16 protein-coding genes are annotated in these 17,820 nt (G+C 67.8%); 8 read left to right on the forward strand and 8 right to left on the reverse strand.

Annotated elements, in window-relative coordinates; translation table 11 throughout:
• Positions 1-53 precede the first annotated feature (53 nt).
• Positions 54-797, reverse strand: a complete 744-nt coding sequence (locus tag BM009_RS20445) for a helix-turn-helix domain-containing protein (protein ID WP_093299041.1) — start codon at positions 795-797, stop codon at positions 54-56.
• 354 nt (positions 798-1,151) lie between these two features.
• On the opposite strand from BM009_RS20445, the gene BM009_RS20450 reads away from it, so the two are divergent.
• The 3 genes from BM009_RS20450 (at position 1,152) to BM009_RS20460 (ending at position 3,839) form a co-directional block, all read left to right on the forward strand.
• Positions 1,152-1,718, forward strand: a complete 567-nt coding sequence (locus BM009_RS20450) for a carboxymuconolactone decarboxylase family protein (protein ID WP_093299043.1) — start codon at positions 1,152-1,154, stop codon at positions 1,716-1,718.
• Between the two features lie 171 nt (positions 1,719-1,889).
• Positions 1,890-2,771 (forward strand): alpha/beta fold hydrolase, encoded by an 882-nt coding sequence (locus BM009_RS20455; protein ID WP_093299045.1) that lies wholly within the window; start codon positions 1,890-1,892, stop codon positions 2,769-2,771.
• A gap of 96 nt (positions 2,772-2,867) precedes the next feature.
• Complete coding sequence (locus BM009_RS20460; protein WP_093299047.1) at positions 2,868-3,839, forward strand: alpha/beta fold hydrolase; 972 nt, start codon at positions 2,868-2,870, stop codon at positions 3,837-3,839.
• Positions 3,840-3,884: 45 nt separating this feature from the next.
• Here the strand turns inward: BM009_RS20460 and BM009_RS20465 are convergent, their stop codons facing one another.
• Positions 3,885-4,574, reverse strand: coding sequence for an SDR family NAD(P)-dependent oxidoreductase (locus BM009_RS20465; RefSeq protein WP_093299050.1), 690 nt, complete (start codon positions 4,572-4,574; stop codon positions 3,885-3,887).
• 100 nt (positions 4,575-4,674) lie between these two features.
• Here BM009_RS20465 and BM009_RS20470 point away from each other — a divergent pair, with 100 nt between their 5' ends.
• Positions 4,675-5,589: a LysR family transcriptional regulator gene (locus BM009_RS20470; protein WP_093299052.1), complete on the forward strand. Its 915-nt coding sequence runs from the start codon at positions 4,675-4,677 to the stop codon at positions 5,587-5,589.
• Between the two features lie 22 nt (positions 5,590-5,611).
• On the opposite strand, the gene BM009_RS20475 is transcribed toward BM009_RS20470, so the two are convergent.
• The 3 genes from BM009_RS20475 to BM009_RS20485 all read right to left on the reverse strand — a co-directional run bounded on the left by BM009_RS20475 (position 5,612) and on the right by BM009_RS20485 (position 8,072).
• Positions 5,612-6,328, reverse strand: coding sequence for an SDR family oxidoreductase (locus tag BM009_RS20475; protein WP_093299055.1), 717 nt, complete (start codon positions 6,326-6,328; stop codon positions 5,612-5,614).
• A 47-nt stretch (positions 6,329-6,375) separates the two neighbouring features.
• On the reverse strand, positions 6,376-7,050 hold the full coding sequence (locus BM009_RS20480; protein WP_093299057.1) for a peroxiredoxin-like family protein: 675 nt from the start codon (positions 7,048-7,050) through the stop codon (positions 6,376-6,378).
• Positions 7,051-7,175: 125 nt separating this feature from the next.
• The gene (locus BM009_RS20485) at positions 7,176-8,072 is read right to left on the reverse strand and encodes a LysR family transcriptional regulator (RefSeq protein ID WP_093299060.1); all 897 of its coding nucleotides are present in this window, start codon (positions 8,070-8,072) and stop codon (positions 7,176-7,178) included.
• A gap of 108 nt (positions 8,073-8,180) precedes the next feature.
• On the opposite strand from BM009_RS20485, the gene BM009_RS20490 reads away from it, so the two are divergent.
• Positions 8,181-8,804, forward strand: a complete 624-nt coding sequence (locus BM009_RS20490; RefSeq protein ID WP_093299062.1) for a glutathione S-transferase family protein — start codon at positions 8,181-8,183, stop codon at positions 8,802-8,804.
• A 23-nt stretch (positions 8,805-8,827) separates the two neighbouring features.
• Positions 8,828-9,925, forward strand: a complete 1,098-nt coding sequence (locus BM009_RS20495; protein WP_093299065.1) for an alkene reductase — start codon at positions 8,828-8,830, stop codon at positions 9,923-9,925.
• Positions 9,926-9,978: 53 nt separating this feature from the next.
• Here the strand turns inward: BM009_RS20495 and BM009_RS20500 are convergent, their stop codons facing one another.
• Positions 9,979-10,860, reverse strand: coding sequence for a LysR family transcriptional regulator (locus tag BM009_RS20500; protein ID WP_254772384.1), 882 nt, complete (start codon positions 10,858-10,860; stop codon positions 9,979-9,981).
• Between the two features lie 357 nt (positions 10,861-11,217).
• Here BM009_RS20500 and BM009_RS20505 point away from each other — a divergent pair, with 357 nt between their 5' ends.
• Both BM009_RS20505 and BM009_RS20510 read left to right on the forward strand, forming a co-directional pair.
• Positions 11,218-11,988, forward strand: a complete 771-nt coding sequence (locus BM009_RS20505; protein ID WP_093299070.1) for an enoyl-CoA hydratase/isomerase family protein — start codon at positions 11,218-11,220, stop codon at positions 11,986-11,988.
• A gap of 291 nt (positions 11,989-12,279) precedes the next feature.
• A complete protein-coding gene (locus BM009_RS20510; RefSeq protein WP_175488145.1) occupies positions 12,280-15,165 on the forward strand; it encodes a TonB-dependent receptor in 2,886 nt (961 codons plus the stop codon).
• Between the two features lie 181 nt (positions 15,166-15,346).
• On the opposite strand, the gene BM009_RS20515 is transcribed toward BM009_RS20510, so the two are convergent.
• Positions 15,347-16,066: a hypothetical protein gene (locus tag BM009_RS20515; protein ID WP_139216697.1), complete on the reverse strand. Its 720-nt coding sequence runs from the start codon at positions 16,064-16,066 to the stop codon at positions 15,347-15,349.
• A complete protein-coding gene (locus BM009_RS20520) occupies positions 16,038-17,522 on the reverse strand; it encodes a LysM peptidoglycan-binding domain-containing protein (protein ID WP_175488146.1) in 1,485 nt (494 codons plus the stop codon). The genes BM009_RS20515 and BM009_RS20520 overlap by 29 nt, the downstream gene beginning before the upstream one ends.
• Positions 17,523-17,820: the final 298 nt, after the last annotated feature.

The raw sequence follows: 17,820 nt of genomic DNA on the forward strand, positions 1-17,820 counted from the left end.
TCTCCCTTTGATGGTACGATGCGGTAAAGAGCGTGAATGCGCGCGACCGCGCCTCAGCCGGCGCGCTGCGCCGAGCGCCGCCGCCCCCTTTCCCGCGCGAAGGCGGCCGGGGTCGAACCCAGCCGTTCGCGGAAGCGGCGGGTGAAATGGCTCTGGTCGGCAAAGCCGGTCATCAGCGCGACCTCCGCGATCGGCAGATCGGTCTCGGCGAGCAGCCGCTGCGCGTGGAGGATGCGCCGCGCCTCGACATAGGCGAGTGCGGTCGTGCCGGTGCTGCGCTTGAACAACCGCGAGAAATGGAAGCGGCTGACCTTGATCAGCGCCGCGAGCTCGACGAGCGCGATGCCGCGATCGATGTTCCGATCGATATAGTCGGTGATGCGCAGGAGCTCGACGCGGCCCAGCCCGGCCGCCTGCCGGCACGCCGCCACCGGCAGGGCGAGGTACAGGCCGCCGAGCTCGGTGGCGAGTGCGCGCTGGATCGTTTGCGCGACCCGCTCGGTGGACGGGGCCGCCAGGCTGTCGAGCGCGTCGAGCAGCCGCTCGACGAGATGGCGGGCCAGCGCCTCCCGATCGGCCGCTCCGCCGCTGCACACGGCCGGAATCGCCGGCAGATCGGCGACGCTCAGCGGGTGCGCAGCCGACGCTGCCCTCGCCCGCACGCGGCGCACCGGCACCGGCGCCCGCCGGTGCTCCAGCAGCTTCGGCGATTCCTGCGCGGGGAGCGTGCCGGACGCCAAGGCTTCACTGCGCAGCGCGAGGCGGAAGGGCCCGAAGCCCACCCCTTCTGAAGACATGGTTCATCATCCGGATAGTCCCTGTTGGCTGGGTTTCTATCCGCCGCGGAGGCGGCGCGGCGTTACTTGGCGTGACTCGATCGGGTCTAACGGGATGGTGACACCCCGCCGGAGCTGCGCCCTTTCACTACCGCAGACCTGCTTCGCCCCACTTGCCTTGAAGGAGCGGGTTGCGCCCGGGAACCCGCTGACGGATCCGTTCGGAAGCCGCAGGCATGGCGGCAGGTCGCCGTCCGCTCGCCCCCCCATTCTCTGCAAGCATAGGCATTAGTCCGGCGAGCGGTCTTCGTCGGAAGCGCGCGAGGCGGCATCTCCCTGCCTGTCGAAACCACGACTTCACGCAAGGAACGCGCCATGACCGACTTTACCGCCTACACCGTGGAAACCGCCCCGGCCGCCGCACGCCCGATCTTCGAAGGCGTCAAGGCAGCCTTTGGCTTCGTCCCCAACCTCCAGGCCTACATGGCGGAATCGCCCGAGCTGCTCGCCGGCTACACCGCGCTTTGGGACCTGTTCTCGAAGACCAGCCTGACCGCGCATGAGCAGCAGGTCGTCTACCTCACCGCCAATTTCGAGAATGAGTGCCATTACTGCATGGCCGGCCACACCACCCTGGCCAAGATGCAGAAGATGGACGCGGGCGTCATCGCGGCGCTGCGTGCCGGCACCCCGCTGCCCGACGCGCGGCTGGAGGCGCTGCACCGCTTCACCACGCTGGTCGTGCGCAACCGCGGCTGGGTCGACAGCGCGGAAGTGGACGCGTTCCTCGCCGCCGGCTTCACCCGCCAGAACGTGCTCGAGGTCGTGCTCGGCGTCGCGACCAAGGTGATGAGCAACTACACCAACCACATCGTCCACACCCCGCTGGACAGCTTCATGCAGGGCAATGAATGGACCAAGCCGGCCGCCCAGGCCGCCTGACCGCACGCCTCCCCATGTGCGACCTGCCCGGCCTGCGCCAAACGGCGCAGGCCGGGTTGCGTTTCCGGTCGTCCGTGAAGGTAGCGCGTGCCCGCGTAACCGGCCTCCAAGCCGATCCGAATAGGTATCACTGGGTGCGGATCCCTGCGCCCCGGTATGGAAAGCGTTCCCATGTCCCCTCCGCTCGCCCAAGGCAGTCACACCCTCCTCCTCGAAGGGGTGCAGCAACATTTCCGGGTGGCGGGCGCCGGCCCCTGCTGCATCGTTCATGCCGGCGGGCCGGGGATCGACTCAGGCTATCTGCGCATGCCGCTGCTCGAGGCCCAATGCACCATGGTCTATCTCGATCCGATCGGCACCGGCGCGTCCGGCAAGCTGCCGACGCATCCGATGGGCTATTCGGTCGATCGCTTCGCCGACCAGGTGCTCGCGCTGCTGGAAGCAACCGGCATCCACCGGCCCTATCTGCTCGGCCATTCGCACGGCGCGTTCGTTGTCCTCGAGGCGGCGCTGCGTCGTCCGAACGCCGTGGCCGGATTGCTGCTCCATGCCGGGGCTGCAAGCACCGGCGGAGACTTCATGGCTTCAGCCGCGGCACGGATCGACGGCTTCGTACGGCGCCATCTAGGCACGCCGGAGGCGGAGAGCGTGCGCGCGGCTTGGAACGGGTTGCCGGCGATCCGCAGCGACGCCGAATATACCGCAGCGCTGCACGGGCTGCTGCCCGCTTATTTCTCCGATCCCATCCGCTCCGCCGAAGTGCTGGCGGCGCTGCGTCGCGGCTTGCAGGCCACCTTGCTGGTCGGCGACGCCGCGCCGTTCGACGTGCGCGACCGACTGGGCACGCTGACCACGCCGACGCTGGTGATGGCGGGCCGGGACGATTTCATCCTCGGCCCGGATTACGCAGACGCTCTGACCGAGCATATGCCCGACGCCCGCCAGGCCTTGTTCGACCAGAGCGGGCATTTCGCGCATCTCGAGGAGCCCGAGGCCTTTGCCAGGGCGGTTCTGGACTTCGTCGCGTCGACGCAGGGCGATTATCGACCATAATCGCAACGATGAACTTCAGTATCCCCCGATTATCATCCGATCTGCCGTGAGCGAAAAGCGGGCGTCTCAAGTCCTTCGCTCAAGGAGCAGATCATGATGAACGCCATCGCCCTCGGCGCGCTTGCCGCCGCGCTCGCCGTCACCGCGCCCGCCGCCCGCGCCGCCGAGCCCGCAAGCCCGGCCACCGTGCAGGCGCCGGAGACGGTGATCCACTACCGGACCGCCAAGGTGCAAGGGCTCGACATCTTCTACCGAGAAGCCGGCCCCAAGGACGCGCCGACGGTGCTGCTGCTGCACGGCTTTCCCAGCTCGTCCTTCCAGTATCGCAATCTGATCCCGGCGCTGGCTACTCGCTACCATGTGATCGCGCCCGACTATCCCGGCTTCGGCCAGTCGAGCGCGCCCGATCACACCCAGTTCGCCTATACCTTCGCGCACCTGACCGATGTGACCGAGGCGCTGCTCGATCAGATCGGCGTCACCCGCTATACGATGTATATCCAGGATTATGGCGCGCCGATCGGCCTGCGCCTGGCGCTGCGCCATCCGGACCGCGTGACGGGCCTGATCGTGCAGAACGGCAACGCCTATCTCGACGGCATCCAGGACTTTTGGAAGCCGGTGCAGGCGCTATGGGCCGATCCCAGCCCCGCCAACCGCAACGCGCTGCGCAAGGTGGTGACGCCGGAGATCACCAAATGGCAGTATCTGAACGGCGTGTCCGACCCGAGCCGGGTCGACCCGGACAGCTGGGGCCATGACCAGGCGCTGCTCGATCGGCCGGGCAATGACGAGATCCAGCTCGACCTCTTCTATGATTACCGCACGAACCTGGCGCTCTACCCGCAATTTCAGGCCTTTTTCCGCACGCGCAAGCCGCCGATGCTGATCGTCTGGGGCGCCAACGACGAATGCTTCGTCGTGGCCGGCGCCAAGGCCTATCTGCGCGACAACCCCAAGGCCGAGCTGCACCTGATCGACTCCGGCCATTTCGCGCTGGAGGACAAGGCCGACGAGATCGTGCCCCTGATCCAGGACTTTCTCGGCCGCACGCTGCCCGGCCGTTGATGCTGGAGATCGGCGGCGGCCGCCACGCCGCCGCCGATCCCGGTATCACCAGGGAATGCGCCGGTTGAACCGGTCGACATAGCGCAGCCCCGGCTTGCCCCGATTGGCCTCGATCATGTCGACCACCAGCGGGATGCTCTCCTCGATCGACAGCGCCGCATCGCTGCCGCCCATGTCGGTCCGCACCCAGCCCGGCGCGACCAGGAGCAACACGTGGCCGTCGCCTGCGTGCTTTGCCGCATAGCCCTTCATCAGCATGTTGAGCGCGGCCTTGCTGGAGGAATAGAGCTGCCAGCCGCCCCCGGCATGCTCGATGCTGCCCAGCTCGGACGTCATGACCGCGATCGTGCCCCCTGCGGGCACCAGGTCGCGCAGCAGTTCGGCGGCGCGGACCGGCGAGAAGGCGTTGGTGAGCATCATGTCGAGGAAATCGGCCTCGTCCGCGGTGGCGGGGCTCGCCTCGATCGCGCGGGCGATGCCGGCATTGACGAACAGCACGTCGAGCCGCCGCCCGTTCAGCCGGGCGCGCAGCGCCCGCACCGCGTCCACCGCGTTGATGTCTACCTGCTCGATCGCGAGCGCGCCGGGGTAGCGGCGGGCAAGCGCGTCGAGACCCTCGGAGGCGCCGCGCGCCGTGGCGATCACCCGCCAGCCGCGGCCGAGCCATTCCTCGGCCAAGGCGAGCCCGAGCCCGCGCGACGCGCCGAGAACCAGGGCAGTCGATGCTTCCGTCATGCAATCCTCCTGAAGAACGGGTGCAGCCGCTATGGCGCAGCAACGGCGACAGGCGTAGCGCCGTTCCGTCCAGACATTCCGGACAAGGAGTCATGGAACCATGGCATATGACGGACGGCTGCTCTCGGGTGTGACCGTGCTGATGGCGGTGGTCGAGGCCGGCACGATGACGCGCGCCGCCGAAGCGCTGGGGCTGACCCAGTCGGGCGTAGGACGCGCCATCCAGCGACTGGAGGCGCGCGTCGGCGTGCGGCTGCTCGACCGGACGACGCGCAGCCTGCGCCTCACCGATGAGGGCCGACGGTTCTGGGAGCAGGTCGGCCCGCATCTCGAAGGGATCGAGCAGGCCGCGCTCGAAGCCGCAGGCAGCAGCCAGCGCGTCCGCGGCAGGTTGCGGGTGAATGTCGACCCGTTCTTCTCGCGGCTGGTGCTCGCGCCGGCGTTGACCGCGTTCCTCGCGGCGCATCCGGAGCTGCGGCTCGAACTGCTGATGCGCGAGCAGATGGGCGACCTGGTCGCCGACGGGTTCGACATGGCGCTCCGCTTCGGCGAGCCGCCCTCGGCCGGGGTCACCGCGCGCAAGCTACTGGAGACGCGCATCCTGACCGTGGCCTCGCCCGGCTATCTCGCCGCGCATGGCCGACCGGCGGACCCGCGGGAGCTGATCGACCACGCCTGTATCGACTATCAGGATCCGCGCACCGGCCGCCCCTTTGCCTGGGAATTTCGCCGCGGGGATGCGGTGCTTCCCGTGCGCCAGCCGGCGCGACTGATGGTCTCGGACGTCGACACGATGATCGGCGCCTGCTGCGAGGGCGCCGGGATCGCGCAGATCCTGGAACTGGGCAGCCGCGACCTTTTGGCGCGCGGCGCGCTGGTCGAGCTCTTTCCGGACTGGCCGGGTGAGACCTTCCCGCTCTACGCGCTCTATCCCACCCGCCAGCATCGCCCGGCCAAGGTGCGCGCGTTCACGGACTGGTGCCTGCAGCTGCTCCGCCAGCGCACCGGCCCGTGAGCGCCGACCCCGCCCTGGTGTCTCAGAACGCCGCCTTGCCGATCGACGCGCCGCCGTCGACATGAATCGTCTGGCCGGTAATGAAGCCGGCATCGTCGGAAAGCAGGAAGGCGATCGCCGCGGCGATCTCGTCCGGCCAGCCCAAGCGGCGCATCGGCACCTGCGCCAGATAGCGCTGCTCGCCGATGCTGCCCGCGGGATTGTTCTCGCGGAACAGCGCAGTCTGGGTCGGGCCGGGCGATACCGCGTTGACGGTGATGCCGGTGGTCGCCAGCTCCAGCGCCCAGCTGCGGCTGAAGCTGGCCAGCGCGGCCTTGGCGGCGGCATAGGCGGTGCGCTCCGGCGCGCCGAGCACGGTCAGGCTGGTGATGTTGACCACCCTGCCCCAGCCGCGCTCGATCATCCCCGGCAGCAGCGCCTGCACGGCCTGCAGCGCGGGGTGGAGATTGACGCGCAGCACCTCCTCCAGCACCGGAAGCTCGACGGCGCCGAGCGGCTGCGGCCGCACCAGCCCGACATTGTTGACCACGCCGTCGAAGCGGAAACGGGCAGTGAGCTCGCCGAGCGTCGCCTCAGTCACCGCCGGATCGGCGAGGTCGGCCAGCACCAGCGTGCCGGGGAAGTCCGCGGTCGAGCGGCGCGCGAGGCCGACGACCTGGTGGCCGCTTCGATGCAGGCGCTGGGCGAGCGCGAGGCCGATGCCCTTGCTGGCACCAGTGACGAGGAAGGTACGCGACATGGGGCTGCTCCGGAAAGGCCCGACCGCCGGCGCGGCCGGGCGGAGGATCAGGCGGAGAGGGCGACGGCGCGGCGCAGCGCCGGGAGCATGTCCTCGGGCTCGGGGCGGCGGGTATAGTCGGGGTTCACCTCGGCATAGAGGATCGTCCCGTCCTGGCCGATCACGTAGCGGGCCGGCATCGGCAGGGTCCAGCTGGGATCGCCGTTGAACGAGGGCAGGTCGTTCTTCAGGCTCTTGTACAGCTCGACCAGATAGTCGGGCAGCGCGAAGCGGAGGCCGAATGCGGCGGCGACGTCGTTGTGCGGGTCCGACAGGATCGGGAAGTCCAGCGCGTTCTGGCGTACCGACTTGCGGCTGTTCACCGCCGTCTGGGGCGAGATGGCGATAAGGCTGGCGCCCAGTGCCTGGAAGGCCGGCAGCGCTTCCTGCAGCGCCTGCAGCTCCATGTTGCAATAGGGGCACCAGACGCCGCGATAGAAGCTGACGACCAGCGGCCCCTTGGCGAGCAGCGCTGCCGAGGAGACGGGGGTTCCGTCGGGGTCGGTGAGGGTGAAGGCCGGGGCCTTGTCGCCGGCCTTGAGGGCCTTGGCGGCGGCACCGCTGGCGATCAGCTCCGCGGTCGCGCGGTGCATCGTCGCGATCACGGCGGGGGGCACGTTATAGGGCGGCTTGCCGGCCTGGAAATCGGCCTTGAAGGCGTCGAGCTTGGCTTGGAGGGTCATGGCGGTTGGCTCCTTGGTCCGTAGTGGCAAGGCACAGATGCGCCGCCGCGCGCCGCCGGTGCAGCCGCGCCCGGCGACTAACGTCCATTCCGCCGGGGAATGAGCAGCCGTTGCTGCTGATCCTGCTAGGCGCTATCCCGCTGCTGCTCGGCGATCGCGGCCTCGACAAAGGCGGCGAACTGGCGCGCCTTGGCGCTCGCCATGCGCCCCGCGGGGAACACCGCCCAAAGATCGTTCGGCGGGAGCGACCACGCCGTCAGTACGCGGCGCACCGCGCCGCTCGCGAGTTCGGGCCAGAACATCCAGTCCGGCGCCGCGGTGAGGCCCATGTCGCTCAGCACCGCTGCGCGCAGTCCTTCTGCCGCGCTCATCCGCACCCGGCTGCGGACCATGATCGAGGTTTCCGCGCCATCGCGGGTGAACGACCAGATGCTGGAAAACTGGCTGTGCACGACCGTGTCGTGCGCCGCGATGTCGGCCGGGCTCTGCGGCTCGCCCGCGCGCGCGAAATAGGCGGGGGTGGCGAGCACCGAGCGGCGGCCGGTGGCAAGCTTGCGCGCGACGGCCGAGGAGTCGGGCAGCGCGCCCATCCGCAGCGAGACGTCGATGCCCTCCGCGATCAGGTCGATCACGCGATCATCGAGGATCACGTCGATCTCCAGCTCGGGGTGCTGCGCCAGGAAGCGCGGCAACAGCGGCACGATGTGCAGCCGCGCGAAGGTGGTGGCGGCGGACACGCGCAGGCAGCCGGACAGCCCGGCCCCGGCCCCGCGCGCGGCAAGCTCGGCCTCGTCGGCCTCCTGGATGGCGAGCTTGGCGCGCTCGTAGAAGCGCTGCCCCGCCTCGGTGGGCGTGAGGCCATGCGTCGAGCGGATCAGCAGGCTCACCTGCAGCCGCCCCTCCAGCTGCGCGATCGTCTTCGACACCGCGGGCTGCCCTACGTTCAGATGCCGCGCCGCCGCCGAGAAGGAGCCGGTTTCCACCACCCGCACGAAGGTGGCCATCGCCTGGTATCGATCCACGTCATTCCTCCTTGGAATGGACGTTATCGCCTGCGGCCTGCTGCCATGTCCACAGCGGAAGAGGCATCTGGACGTCACGCCATTGTTTCAATCCTAGGGAGGACTCCCATGCTTGACGTCTATGCCTTCGCCACGCCCAACAGCATCAAGGTGCCGATCGCACTGGAAGAGCTGGGCCTCGACTATGACCTGCATGCGGTGAACATCCGCAAGGGCGAGCAGAAGCTGCCCGATTTCATCGCGCTCAACCCGAATGCCAAGGTGCCGGTGCTGGTCGATGACGGCCTGGTGCTCACCGAATCCGCGGCGATCCTCGTCTATCTCGCCGAGAAGACCGGCAAGCTGCTGCCCGCCACGGGCGAGGCGCGGGCGCGCGTGTTCGAGCAATTGTTCTTCCACGCCTCCGCGCTGAGCCCCGCCTTCGGCCAGTCCGGCTTCTTCCAGCGTCTCGCCGCCGAGCCGCAGCCGCTCGCCATCGAGCGTTTCTCCGGAGAAGCCAGGCGGACGGTTGCCGTGCTCGACGACCTGCTGGGCCGGCGGCGCTTCGTCGCCGGCGACGCCTTCACCATCGCCGACATCGCCCATTTCGGCTGGCTCTGGCGCCGGGAATTCGCCGGGGTCGGGCTGGAAGCAGCCCCCAATGTCGCCCGCTGGTACGCCGAGGTCGAGCAACGCCCCGCCGTCCGACGCGCCATTGCCCGCGTCGAGGCGCTCGTGCCGGTCGCCGCCTGAACGACCTTCTAGGAGAACGTCCCATGTCGAAATTGTTCACGCCGCTCCGCGCTGGCGCTCTGTCACTCGGCCACCGCGTGGTCATGGCGCCGCTCACCCGCATGCGCGCCGAACCGGGAGACCGCCCGAGCGCGCTGATGCGCGAATACTACACCCAGCGCGCCGCCAAGGGCGGGCTGATCGTCTCGGAGGCGACGCCGATCTCGCGCCAGGGCTATGGCTATGCCGGTGCGCCCGGCATCTATGACGACGCGCAGATCGAAGGCTGGCGGGCTGTGACGGACGCGGTGCATGCCAAGGGCGCGCAGATCGTGCTGCAGCTCTGGCATGTCGGCCGGCAATCGCATCCGGACATCCAGCCGGGCGGCGCGGCGCCGGTCGCGCCCTCGGCCATCGCGGCGGAGGGCTATGGCTATGCGACGCACGGCCCCGTCCCGTTCAGCATGCCGCGTGCGCTGGAGCGGCACGAGATCCCGCCGATCATCGCGGCATTCGGCGCGGGGGCGGCGCGGGCGAAGGCCGCGGGCTTCGACGGGGTCGAGATCCACGGGGCCAATGGCTATCTGCCCGATCAATTCCTGCAGGACGGCACCAACCGGCGCACCGACGACTATGGTGGCCCGATCGAGAACCGCGCGCGCTTCCTGCTCGAGGCGACGCAGGCCGCGATCGAGGCGTTCGGTGCCGATCGGGTGGGCGTGCGGCTGAGCCCCAGCGGCACCTATGGCTCGATGTCCGACAGCAATCCTCAGGCGACCTTCGGCTATGTCGCGCGGCAGCTCGATGCGCTGGGCATCGCCTATCTCCATGTGGTCGAGCCACGCATCAAGGGCACGCAGCTGATCGCCGAGGCCGAACCGGTCGCGGTGCGCTACCTGCGACCCTTGTTCGGCGGCACGATCATCGCGGCGGGCGGGTTCGACGGCGCCGGCGCCGAAGCGCTGCTGGAGGCCAGGGATGCCGATGCGGTGGCGTTCGGCCGCGCGTTCATCGCCAATCCCGATCTGCCGGAGCGGCTGCGGCTGGGCCTGCCGCTCAACCCCTATGACCGCGCGACCTTCTATGGCGGCGATGCGCGCGGCTACACCGACTATCCGTTTCATGACCGCGCCGCGGCGTGACCCTGGTGCGCAGGCTCGTCTCGCAAGGGCCTGCGCACCCGCCCCGCCCGGGCTCAGCTCAGGTTCGCGCCGCGGAAATACTGCTTCGCTGCCTCGATGAACACGCGGAGATTGGGCGAGGCGGATCGCTGGCCCTGGAACAGCAGGTGGACCGGCACGGGGGGCGGCTCCTGGTCGATCAGCAGCCGTTTCAGGCGTCCCGCGGCGATGTCGTTCACCACCTGGTAGGAAAGCGCGCGCGTGATCCCCATCCCCAGGCACGCCGCGTGGATCGCCGCGTCCGCGCTGTTGACGATCAGCCGCGGCTCGAGCCGGAGCGCCGGCCGCCCGGACGCGCCGAAACGCCATTCTCCCGGCGGTCCTGCCAGCCCATCGAAATGGAGCAGCCGGTGCGCTGCGAGTTCGGACACGCTCATGGGCTCGCCATGCTGGGCGAGATAGGCCGGGCTCGCCGTCACCACCTTGCGGATCTCGCCGACGCGCACGGCGTGGAACGCACTGTCCGAGAGGTCGGCGATGCGCACGGCGATGTCGATCCCCTCCTCCACCATCCGCACCACGCGATCGAGCAGCAGCAGGCGGATGTTGAGATCGGGATTCGCGCGGATCACCGCGTCGATCACCGGCACGATGTGGAGACGGCCGAACACCATCGGCGCGGTGACGACCAGCGTGCCATGCGGCTTGGCGCCGACGCCGCGCACGTCCCTTTCGGCTGCGTCCAGCTCCGCCAGTGCCGCGCGGCAGCGGGCGATATAGCCCTCGCCGGCTTCACTCAGCCGCACCGAACGGGTGGTGCGCATCAACAGCGTCAGCCCCAGCGACTCCTCCAGGTCCTTGATCGCGCGGGTGGCGGTGGAGGGCGTCATGTTCAGGCTGCGCGCTGCCTCCGCGAAGCTGCCCTTGTCGGCAACCGCGATGAACGTCCGCAGCATCTCCAGTCGATCCATTTGATACCCGCAAGAAACAGCCAGTGATGCCCGGGATTATCATCGGGTTCCGCAAGGGTACTAGAACGAAACGGACGGATTGCGGGCCGACCGCCGGGACCGCTCAGGCATGCAAGAATGACTTTCGACCTTTGCGCATTATCGCGCCGCCCGCGCTGCCGTAGCTAAACAGGGCGACGCCGGACACGCGATCGTCGCCGGCGCGGCCCCCGAACTGCCCGCGCTGACGTGCAGAACAACATTTTCGATGAACAGGCCGGGCAGGCCCTTCTGCCCCGCCCCTATCGTCGCGTCGACGAGCCGTCGTCGCGCACCCACCAGGCTCAACTTCGGAGACACGACATGGCCAAGTTCGAAACCTATCGCGACGCCTTCCCCAACGCCCGCCTCACGCGCAAGGACAATGGCGTTCTGGAGGTGGCGCTGCACAGCAATGGCGGCAAGCTGGTCTTCAACGGCCATACCCATGAGCAGTTCGTCGACCTGTTCCACCAGATCGGCGAGGACCGCGACAATCGCGTGGTGATCCTCACCGGCACGGGCGACGCGTTCATGGACGTGATCGAGCCCGACGGGTTCGATTTCTTCACCCCCCAGGGCTATGACAAGATCCTGCGCGAGGGCCGCAAGGTCCTATCCAACCTGCTCGACATCGAAGTGCCGATGATCACCGCGCTCAACGGCCCGGTGCTGCTCCACAGCGAATATGCCCTGCTGACCGACATCATCCTCGCCACGCCGGAGACGGTGTTCCAGGACAAGCCGCATTTCGAATTCGGCATCGTCCCCGGCGACGGCATGCACCTGCTGTGGCCGCACGTGATCGGCTCGGTGCGCGGACGCTATTTCCTGCTGACCCGCCAGGTGCTGGACGCCGCGACGGCCAGGAACTGGGGCGTCGTCAACGAGATCGTGCCTGCCGATAGCCTGCTCGCCCGTGCGCACGCGATCGCCGACGGCATCGCTGCACTGCCGCCGCTGACCAGCCGCTACACCCGCATCGCGCTCACCACGCAGCAGCGCCGCTTGGTCGATGAAGGTACCGGTTATGGCCTCGCGCTGGAGGGAATCAGCGCCGCCGAGGTCGCGCGCTCGATGGCCGCCCAGGCCTGACGTCCAGCGCGGCGCCGGGCGACTGCCCGCTTCGGCAAGCGGCTCGCAGCAGGTAGCAGCGTGGCGGAACGATGCCAGCTATTACCTGCCGGCCGGGCAGGACCAGGCGCCCTCGCCGGTCCTGCACCGCTGGGTGGCGGAGCAACTCCGTGCGTCATTCCATGTTAGCGGTCACAGTTTAACCGGTTACATTCTCGCCTTGATATCTCAACTTGTTTTTCTCATAGTTTGAAAAAGCAAAATAATTCCCGCCAACGAGCGGTAATGTTTCAAACGGGAGAGGAACGCGCCATGTCATCGTCGCTTAAACTTTGCCTGCTGCTCGGCAGCGTGCTGTCGGGTGCGCCCGCGTTCGCGCAGACCGGATCGGCACCGGATCTCGCGGCGCCCGGGCCGCAGAGCCAGACGCCGCCGGCGGCTGCGGTGGGGCAGGATAGCGCCGCTGCCCCGGATGGCACCACCGCTGCTCGCGACGAGATCGTCGTGACCGGCATCCGCGCCAGCCTGAGTTCCTCCGCACAGGTGAAGCGCGAGGCCAACCAGATCGTCGACTCCATCAGTGCGGTGGATGTCGGCAAATTCCCCGACGCGAACATCGCCGAATCGCTCCAGCGCATCACCGGCGTCGCGATCGACCGTTCGGGTGGCGAAGGACAGTTCATCACCGTCCGCGGTCTGGGACCGGAGTTCAACACCGTGCTGGTCAACGGTCGCGTGATGGCGACCGACAATGCCGGCCGTGAATTTTCCTTCGACGTGCTCTCGTCGAACATGATCCAGCGCACCGACGTCTTCAAGTCGAGCGTGCCGGAGCTGCAGGAGGGCGGCATCGGCGCGACGGTCAACATCGTGACCGCGCGTCCGCTCAAGGGCCCGAGCGGCTTCCAGGCCGCGGCGCAGATCGGCGGCATCTATGATCGCTCGCGCAAGAGCGTGTCGCCCGATCTGGCGGCCACGGTCTCCTACGCCAACCCAGACAAGACCTTCGGCGTGCTGCTCGCGGGCTCCTACACCAAGCGCAAGAGCCAGACGGACACGATCGCGATCGACGGCTGGATCAACGGTCGCCCGAACATCGTGCAGCAGATCGGCGGCGTGCCGACGCTGATCACCGGCACCGATCCGCGTTACCCGGTCACCGGCAACGCCAACCTGCCGCAGAGCCTCTACTATCAGCGCGCGCAGGAGGAGCGCGAGCGGATCAACGTCTCGGGCGCGGTCCAGCTGAAGCCCAGCGACAATCTCGAGATCACCGTCGACGGCATCTATTCGCGCTTCAACATCTCGGGCGTGACGCGTCGCCTCGACAACTTCATGGCGGCGCCGTACTTCGAACCGACCTTCGACGGCACGAACACCGCCACCAGCCTGACCATGCTCGGCCGCGACTTCATTGCGCAGAACCCGCAGTTCCTGGCGGCAAACCCCGACCTGACGAACAACGGCGTCAACGCCAAGGTCGACCATGTCTACAACACGACCAACCGCAAGTCGGACAGCTACCAGGTCGGCGCCAACCTGAAGTGGAACCCGGCGGAGAACATCGAGCTGCGCTTCGATGCCTCCACCACCGGCGCCAATCGGCGCTCGCCCAACGCCTATCTCGTCTATGGTGCGCTGCTGCCGTACAATTACCAGTTCAAGCTGGATGGCGGTAACGGCATCCCGTCGATCTCGTACGACAACAACGTCATCAACAACGCCGACTTGATGCGCCTGCATTATATGGGGATCGACGCCAATCGGTCGCGCGATCGCGGCTCGGAATATCATTTCGACACGAAGTTCGACGTGGACCGCTCGATCCTGCGCAACGTCATGGTGGGCCTGTCCTATACCGAGCGACGCAAGATCAACCGTTCGTTCAACAACAGCGATACCAGCTGCACCTATTGCGGCTACCAGGTGCCGATCGCGCAGGGGCTGCTCAAGCCCTATCAGTGGAGCGACCTGCTCGGCGGCGGGCAGAATATCCCGCCCTCGGTGTTCGAGGTCGATCCGCAGGCCTTCCTCGCCTATCTCAACAATCCCGCGACGCTCAACATCCCTTCGAACGGGCGCACCCCGGAGCAGCAGGCCGCGTTCGCGGCACAGGTGCAGGCGCTGGAGGGCGGCCCCTTCGGCGTGCGCGAGCAGCTGCGCGGCACTGTCAACGTGCGCGAGCGGCTTACCGCGGGCTATATCAGCATGCAGTTCGGCAACGATCGCTGGACCGGCAATGCCGGTGTGCGCGTGATCCGCACCCAGGTACTGTCCTCGGGCTTCGATACGCCGGTTACGAGCATCAACAACACGCCCGGCGACGACACGCTGCAATATACCTATGGCCCGGCCACCGCGATCGCCGTGCGCAGCAGCTACGTCAACGCCCTCCCCTCGGCCAACATCAAGTACAGCCTAACGGACAAGCTGATCGCCCGCGCGGCCTTCTCGCAGACGATCACGCGGCCGACGCTGACCGATCTGGGGGTCAACAACGACTATGGCGGCCGCATCGCGGTGCCGCTGTCATCGGGCGGCAATCCCAGCCTTTTGCCATTCCGCTCGACCAACTATGATCTGTCGCTGGAATGGTACCTGTCGCGCGTCAGCTACATCAGCGTCGGCGGCTTCTACAAGGACCTGTCCGATTTCCTCGAGCTGCAGACGCTGCCGGTCGAGCGCTTTGGGCGGACCTATCAGGACACGCGCACGCGCAACGGCCAGACCGGAACGATCAAGGGTATCGAGGTCGGCGCGCAATATTCGCTCGATGCGCTGGGCGGCTTCGTCGGCGGCTTCGGGGTGACCGGCAACTACACCTATGTCGCCAGCAGCGCGACGCGCGACCAGACGCTGAGCGACTTCTCCTGCGGCTATAACGGCCTGTCGCCACACTCGGCGAACGGCAGCGTGTTCTACGAGAAATTCGGGATCTCCGCCCGGGTATCGTACAACTGGCGCTCGGACTATCTGCGCAATTGCCGCGACAGCCAGTCGCGACCGCGTAACCGCTCGTCCTACGGGCAGCTCGATTTCAACCTGTCCTACGATCTCACGCCCAACTTCCAGGTCTATCTCCAGGGTGTGAACGTGACGAACAGGTTCATCAACGAATGGTCGGCCATCGAGGAGCGCTACCTGCTCCAGCAGGAGACCGGCGCGCGCTACAATTTCGGCGTTCGCATCAAGCTTTGAGGCTGCGACGGCGGCGCCCTACGGCGCCGCCGTTTCCACTTCGCAGCACCACCCAGCAATATGCGAGACGAGGCGCTCGGTCCGGAGAGGCGCCTCGAACACCGTGAATAAAGGAGGCGCGCGTGGCGCTGCCCAGCCCTTCGGGCCTCTCCCCCAAACCGAGTCGGGCGCCGCGAGCGACCTATCGCGAAGCTTCGCCCGAGCCGGCGTCTTGCGGCGCCCAATCCACCGAGCATGCCGCGATCACCTTCACCACAGTGCCATTGGTCTTGAGCAGCGCGGCATCCATGCCGTTGATCAGCGCGAACCGATAGCGTCCGGGCTCCAGAAACAGCGCCTCCGGCCTCGCTCCGCCGGGCCGCAGGCCGTCCAGATCGTCCGTGCTGACGGCGAACCGATTCTGGGTGCGGGCCTTGGCCCAGGAGATCGCCTGCGACGGGATGAGGAGGTCGCCCGCCTCCGCCGCATCCGCCTCATAGGGAGAGTAGATCTCCAGCAGCCCGCGCTCCGGGGTCACCGCCGCCAGCACGTGCCGGCGCGCGGACGCGTCGGCGGGCAGCGTAAGGGTGAAGGCCCTGGTAGCCGGGGTGGTCCCCACCAGCGCCGCGGGCGAGCAGTCCATCCCGCCGATACCGGTCACGCCTGCCGGGAAGGGCACCTTCTTCGCCCCCGCCACGGCCTGCGCCAGATCGGCGGCGTAGAGCGCGGCAGGGCTCGCGCTGGAGCTCGCCGCGGCATCGACTGCAGCGTTGGCCTGCGCCTGCGGTTGCCGCTGCGGTTCGGCGCCAGCAGCCTCATTGGGTGCGCTGCTTGCCCGATCGCACCCGCCGGCGAGCAGTAGCGCGACCGGCATAGCGGCTACCAGCAGAACGCTAGCGAAGCTGGATGTGGAGATGGTCATCCTCGATCCCTACAGACTGAACCTCGGGATTGTCACGTATGGCGGCCACCACAGCCTGGCGGCTCGTCGCGGGCGGCATGCGGATGTCGAGAGCGCGATCCGACATGTGGCGAGAGATCAGCACGCCCCGATCGACCTGACGTTGAAGGACGTTCGCCATGCCATCGACAATGGCTGCCCGTCCGAGACCCGCACGCCTGCCGGAAATATAGGCATCGCGAACCTCGTCGAAGGCGGCCTGGTTGGCGTAGCGGGGCGAACTGTTGTCCGCGAAATTGCCGTACATCGCCGACGCCTGGCGATCGGGACCACGCCGGCCGCTGGTCACGTGGATCGAATAGCCGGTCGCTGCCTGGACAGAATCATGGAGCGCGTTGGCGCTTCGCGTTGCCGCCGGCGTCAGGTCGATCCCGGGGCTGCTGGTGAAGCGGGCGGGCCCGTCGCCGGCCGCGGGGCGCGGGCTGACGGACGCGGTCGTGGCGCCGGTGGTAATTGCGGCGTCCATGTCTTGCATCCGCCGCGACTGGTCGGCCCGCAGCGTCCGCTGGACCTCGGCCTCCGTCGGTTTGCGGCCGAGCGCCTTCTGCGCGATGTTGACGAAGCCCGATCCTGCGCGACCTCCGCCGGACAGCGGGAAGCGTTCGCCGGTCGCTCGATCGATATAGGAGTGGATGCGAAGATCGGTGACGCTCTCCCGGGTAATACCGATCTCGCGCAGCGTGCCGATCTGGTCGAGAAAGCGGGCAGCCGCGGTCGGAGACTGATTGTACAGGTCCAGATAGCCGGTCGCGAGCGTCGCATTGTCGGGGTCCAGCCCGGCGGCACGGGCGGCGGCTTCGAACGCGGGAATTTGCCGGCTCAATCGCGCGAGCTGCTGGGCATCCGCCTGCTCCGGCGTCAGATTGCCGGCGTGCTGAAGCGAGAAGGAACCGCGGTTGCCCACGCCGTTGCCAGGATCGATATGCCCATAAAAGGCATCCCGGAAGCCGCCGCTCGGTGTGCGCGTTCCCTCGGCCTGACCGATGATGACAGCGCCGCGCGCGCGGCTGCCCAGTGCGGGGTCGAACATCGTCCGCACGTCATTGTCGGACTGCTGCGATACGGTAGGTGCAGTGCGTGTCGCGCGCGCCGTTGCCATTTCGGAGGCCTGGTTGGTGCGGCGGATCTCCTGTGGCGCAGGGAGGGTCAGCCGGTCGCCGGGATGGATCAGGTCCGGCCGCTTGAGGCCGTTCGCATCGATGATCGCCCTGGCTGAAACGCCGTGCTGGCCGGCAATGCCGCCGATCGTCTCACCGGCGCGAACCACATGGTTGGCGCCACCCCGGGTCGGGATGCGCACGCGATCACCAGGCAGGATGAAGTCATGGCTGGCGAGCTGAGGATTGGCGCCTTCGAGCTGGGCCAGCGACACGCCATAATGTCGTGCGATGCTCCACAGGCTGTCGCCGCGTTGCACAACATGTTCATTGTCCCCATCGGGCGGCGAACTACGGTGATCGGGGATCGCACCCACACGACTGATTTCGGGCATTGCTCAACCTCCTGCGGCGGATTCGCGCGTCGATGGGCAAAGTGCCACGGGTCTCGCGTCCCGTAACTAATCGGAACGCTTAGATGGGCGGGGCCCCGCAAGGCCGGGCGATCATCCGTCCCGGCCGCGGGCCGATCCTCCAGGACATGCCCGATACCTGCGAGCGCCTGATCATCGAAGCTGGACGGATGGCCAAGCCCAGCTATGTGGAACGCCGCTCTTC

This window comes from Sphingomonas sp. NFR04, assembly GCF_900114095.1.
In the GTDB taxonomy this organism is placed as follows: Bacteria; Pseudomonadota; Alphaproteobacteria; order Sphingomonadales; family Sphingomonadaceae; genus Sphingomonas.

Coding starts and splice junctions, on each gene's coding strand:
- BM009_RS20445 (WP_093299041.1), bottom strand. CDS start 797: ATGTCTTCAGAAGGGGTGGGCTTCGGGCCCTTCCGCCTCGCGCTGCGC.
- BM009_RS20450 (WP_093299043.1), top strand. CDS start 1,152: ATGACCGACTTTACCGCCTACACCGTGGAAACCGCCCCGGCCGCCGCA.
- BM009_RS20455 (WP_093299045.1), top strand. CDS start 1,890: ATGTCCCCTCCGCTCGCCCAAGGCAGTCACACCCTCCTCCTCGAAGGG.
- BM009_RS20460 (WP_093299047.1), top strand. CDS start 2,868: ATGAACGCCATCGCCCTCGGCGCGCTTGCCGCCGCGCTCGCCGTCACC.
- BM009_RS20465 (WP_093299050.1), bottom strand. CDS start 4,574: ATGACGGAAGCATCGACTGCCCTGGTTCTCGGCGCGTCGCGCGGGCTC.
- BM009_RS20470 (WP_093299052.1), top strand. CDS start 4,675: ATGGCATATGACGGACGGCTGCTCTCGGGTGTGACCGTGCTGATGGCG.
- BM009_RS20475 (WP_093299055.1), bottom strand. CDS start 6,328: ATGTCGCGTACCTTCCTCGTCACTGGTGCCAGCAAGGGCATCGGCCTC.
- BM009_RS20480 (WP_093299057.1), bottom strand. CDS start 7,050: ATGACCCTCCAAGCCAAGCTCGACGCCTTCAAGGCCGATTTCCAGGCC.
- BM009_RS20490 (WP_093299062.1), top strand. CDS start 8,181: ATGCTTGACGTCTATGCCTTCGCCACGCCCAACAGCATCAAGGTGCCG.
- BM009_RS20495 (WP_093299065.1), top strand. CDS start 8,828: ATGTCGAAATTGTTCACGCCGCTCCGCGCTGGCGCTCTGTCACTCGGC.
- BM009_RS20500 (WP_254772384.1), bottom strand. CDS start 10,860: ATGCTGCGGACGTTCATCGCGGTTGCCGACAAGGGCAGCTTCGCGGAG.
- BM009_RS20505 (WP_093299070.1), top strand. CDS start 11,218: ATGGCCAAGTTCGAAACCTATCGCGACGCCTTCCCCAACGCCCGCCTC.
- BM009_RS20510 (WP_175488145.1), top strand. CDS start 12,280: ATGTCATCGTCGCTTAAACTTTGCCTGCTGCTCGGCAGCGTGCTGTCG.
- BM009_RS20515 (WP_139216697.1), bottom strand. CDS start 16,066: ATGACCATCTCCACATCCAGCTTCGCTAGCGTTCTGCTGGTAGCCGCT.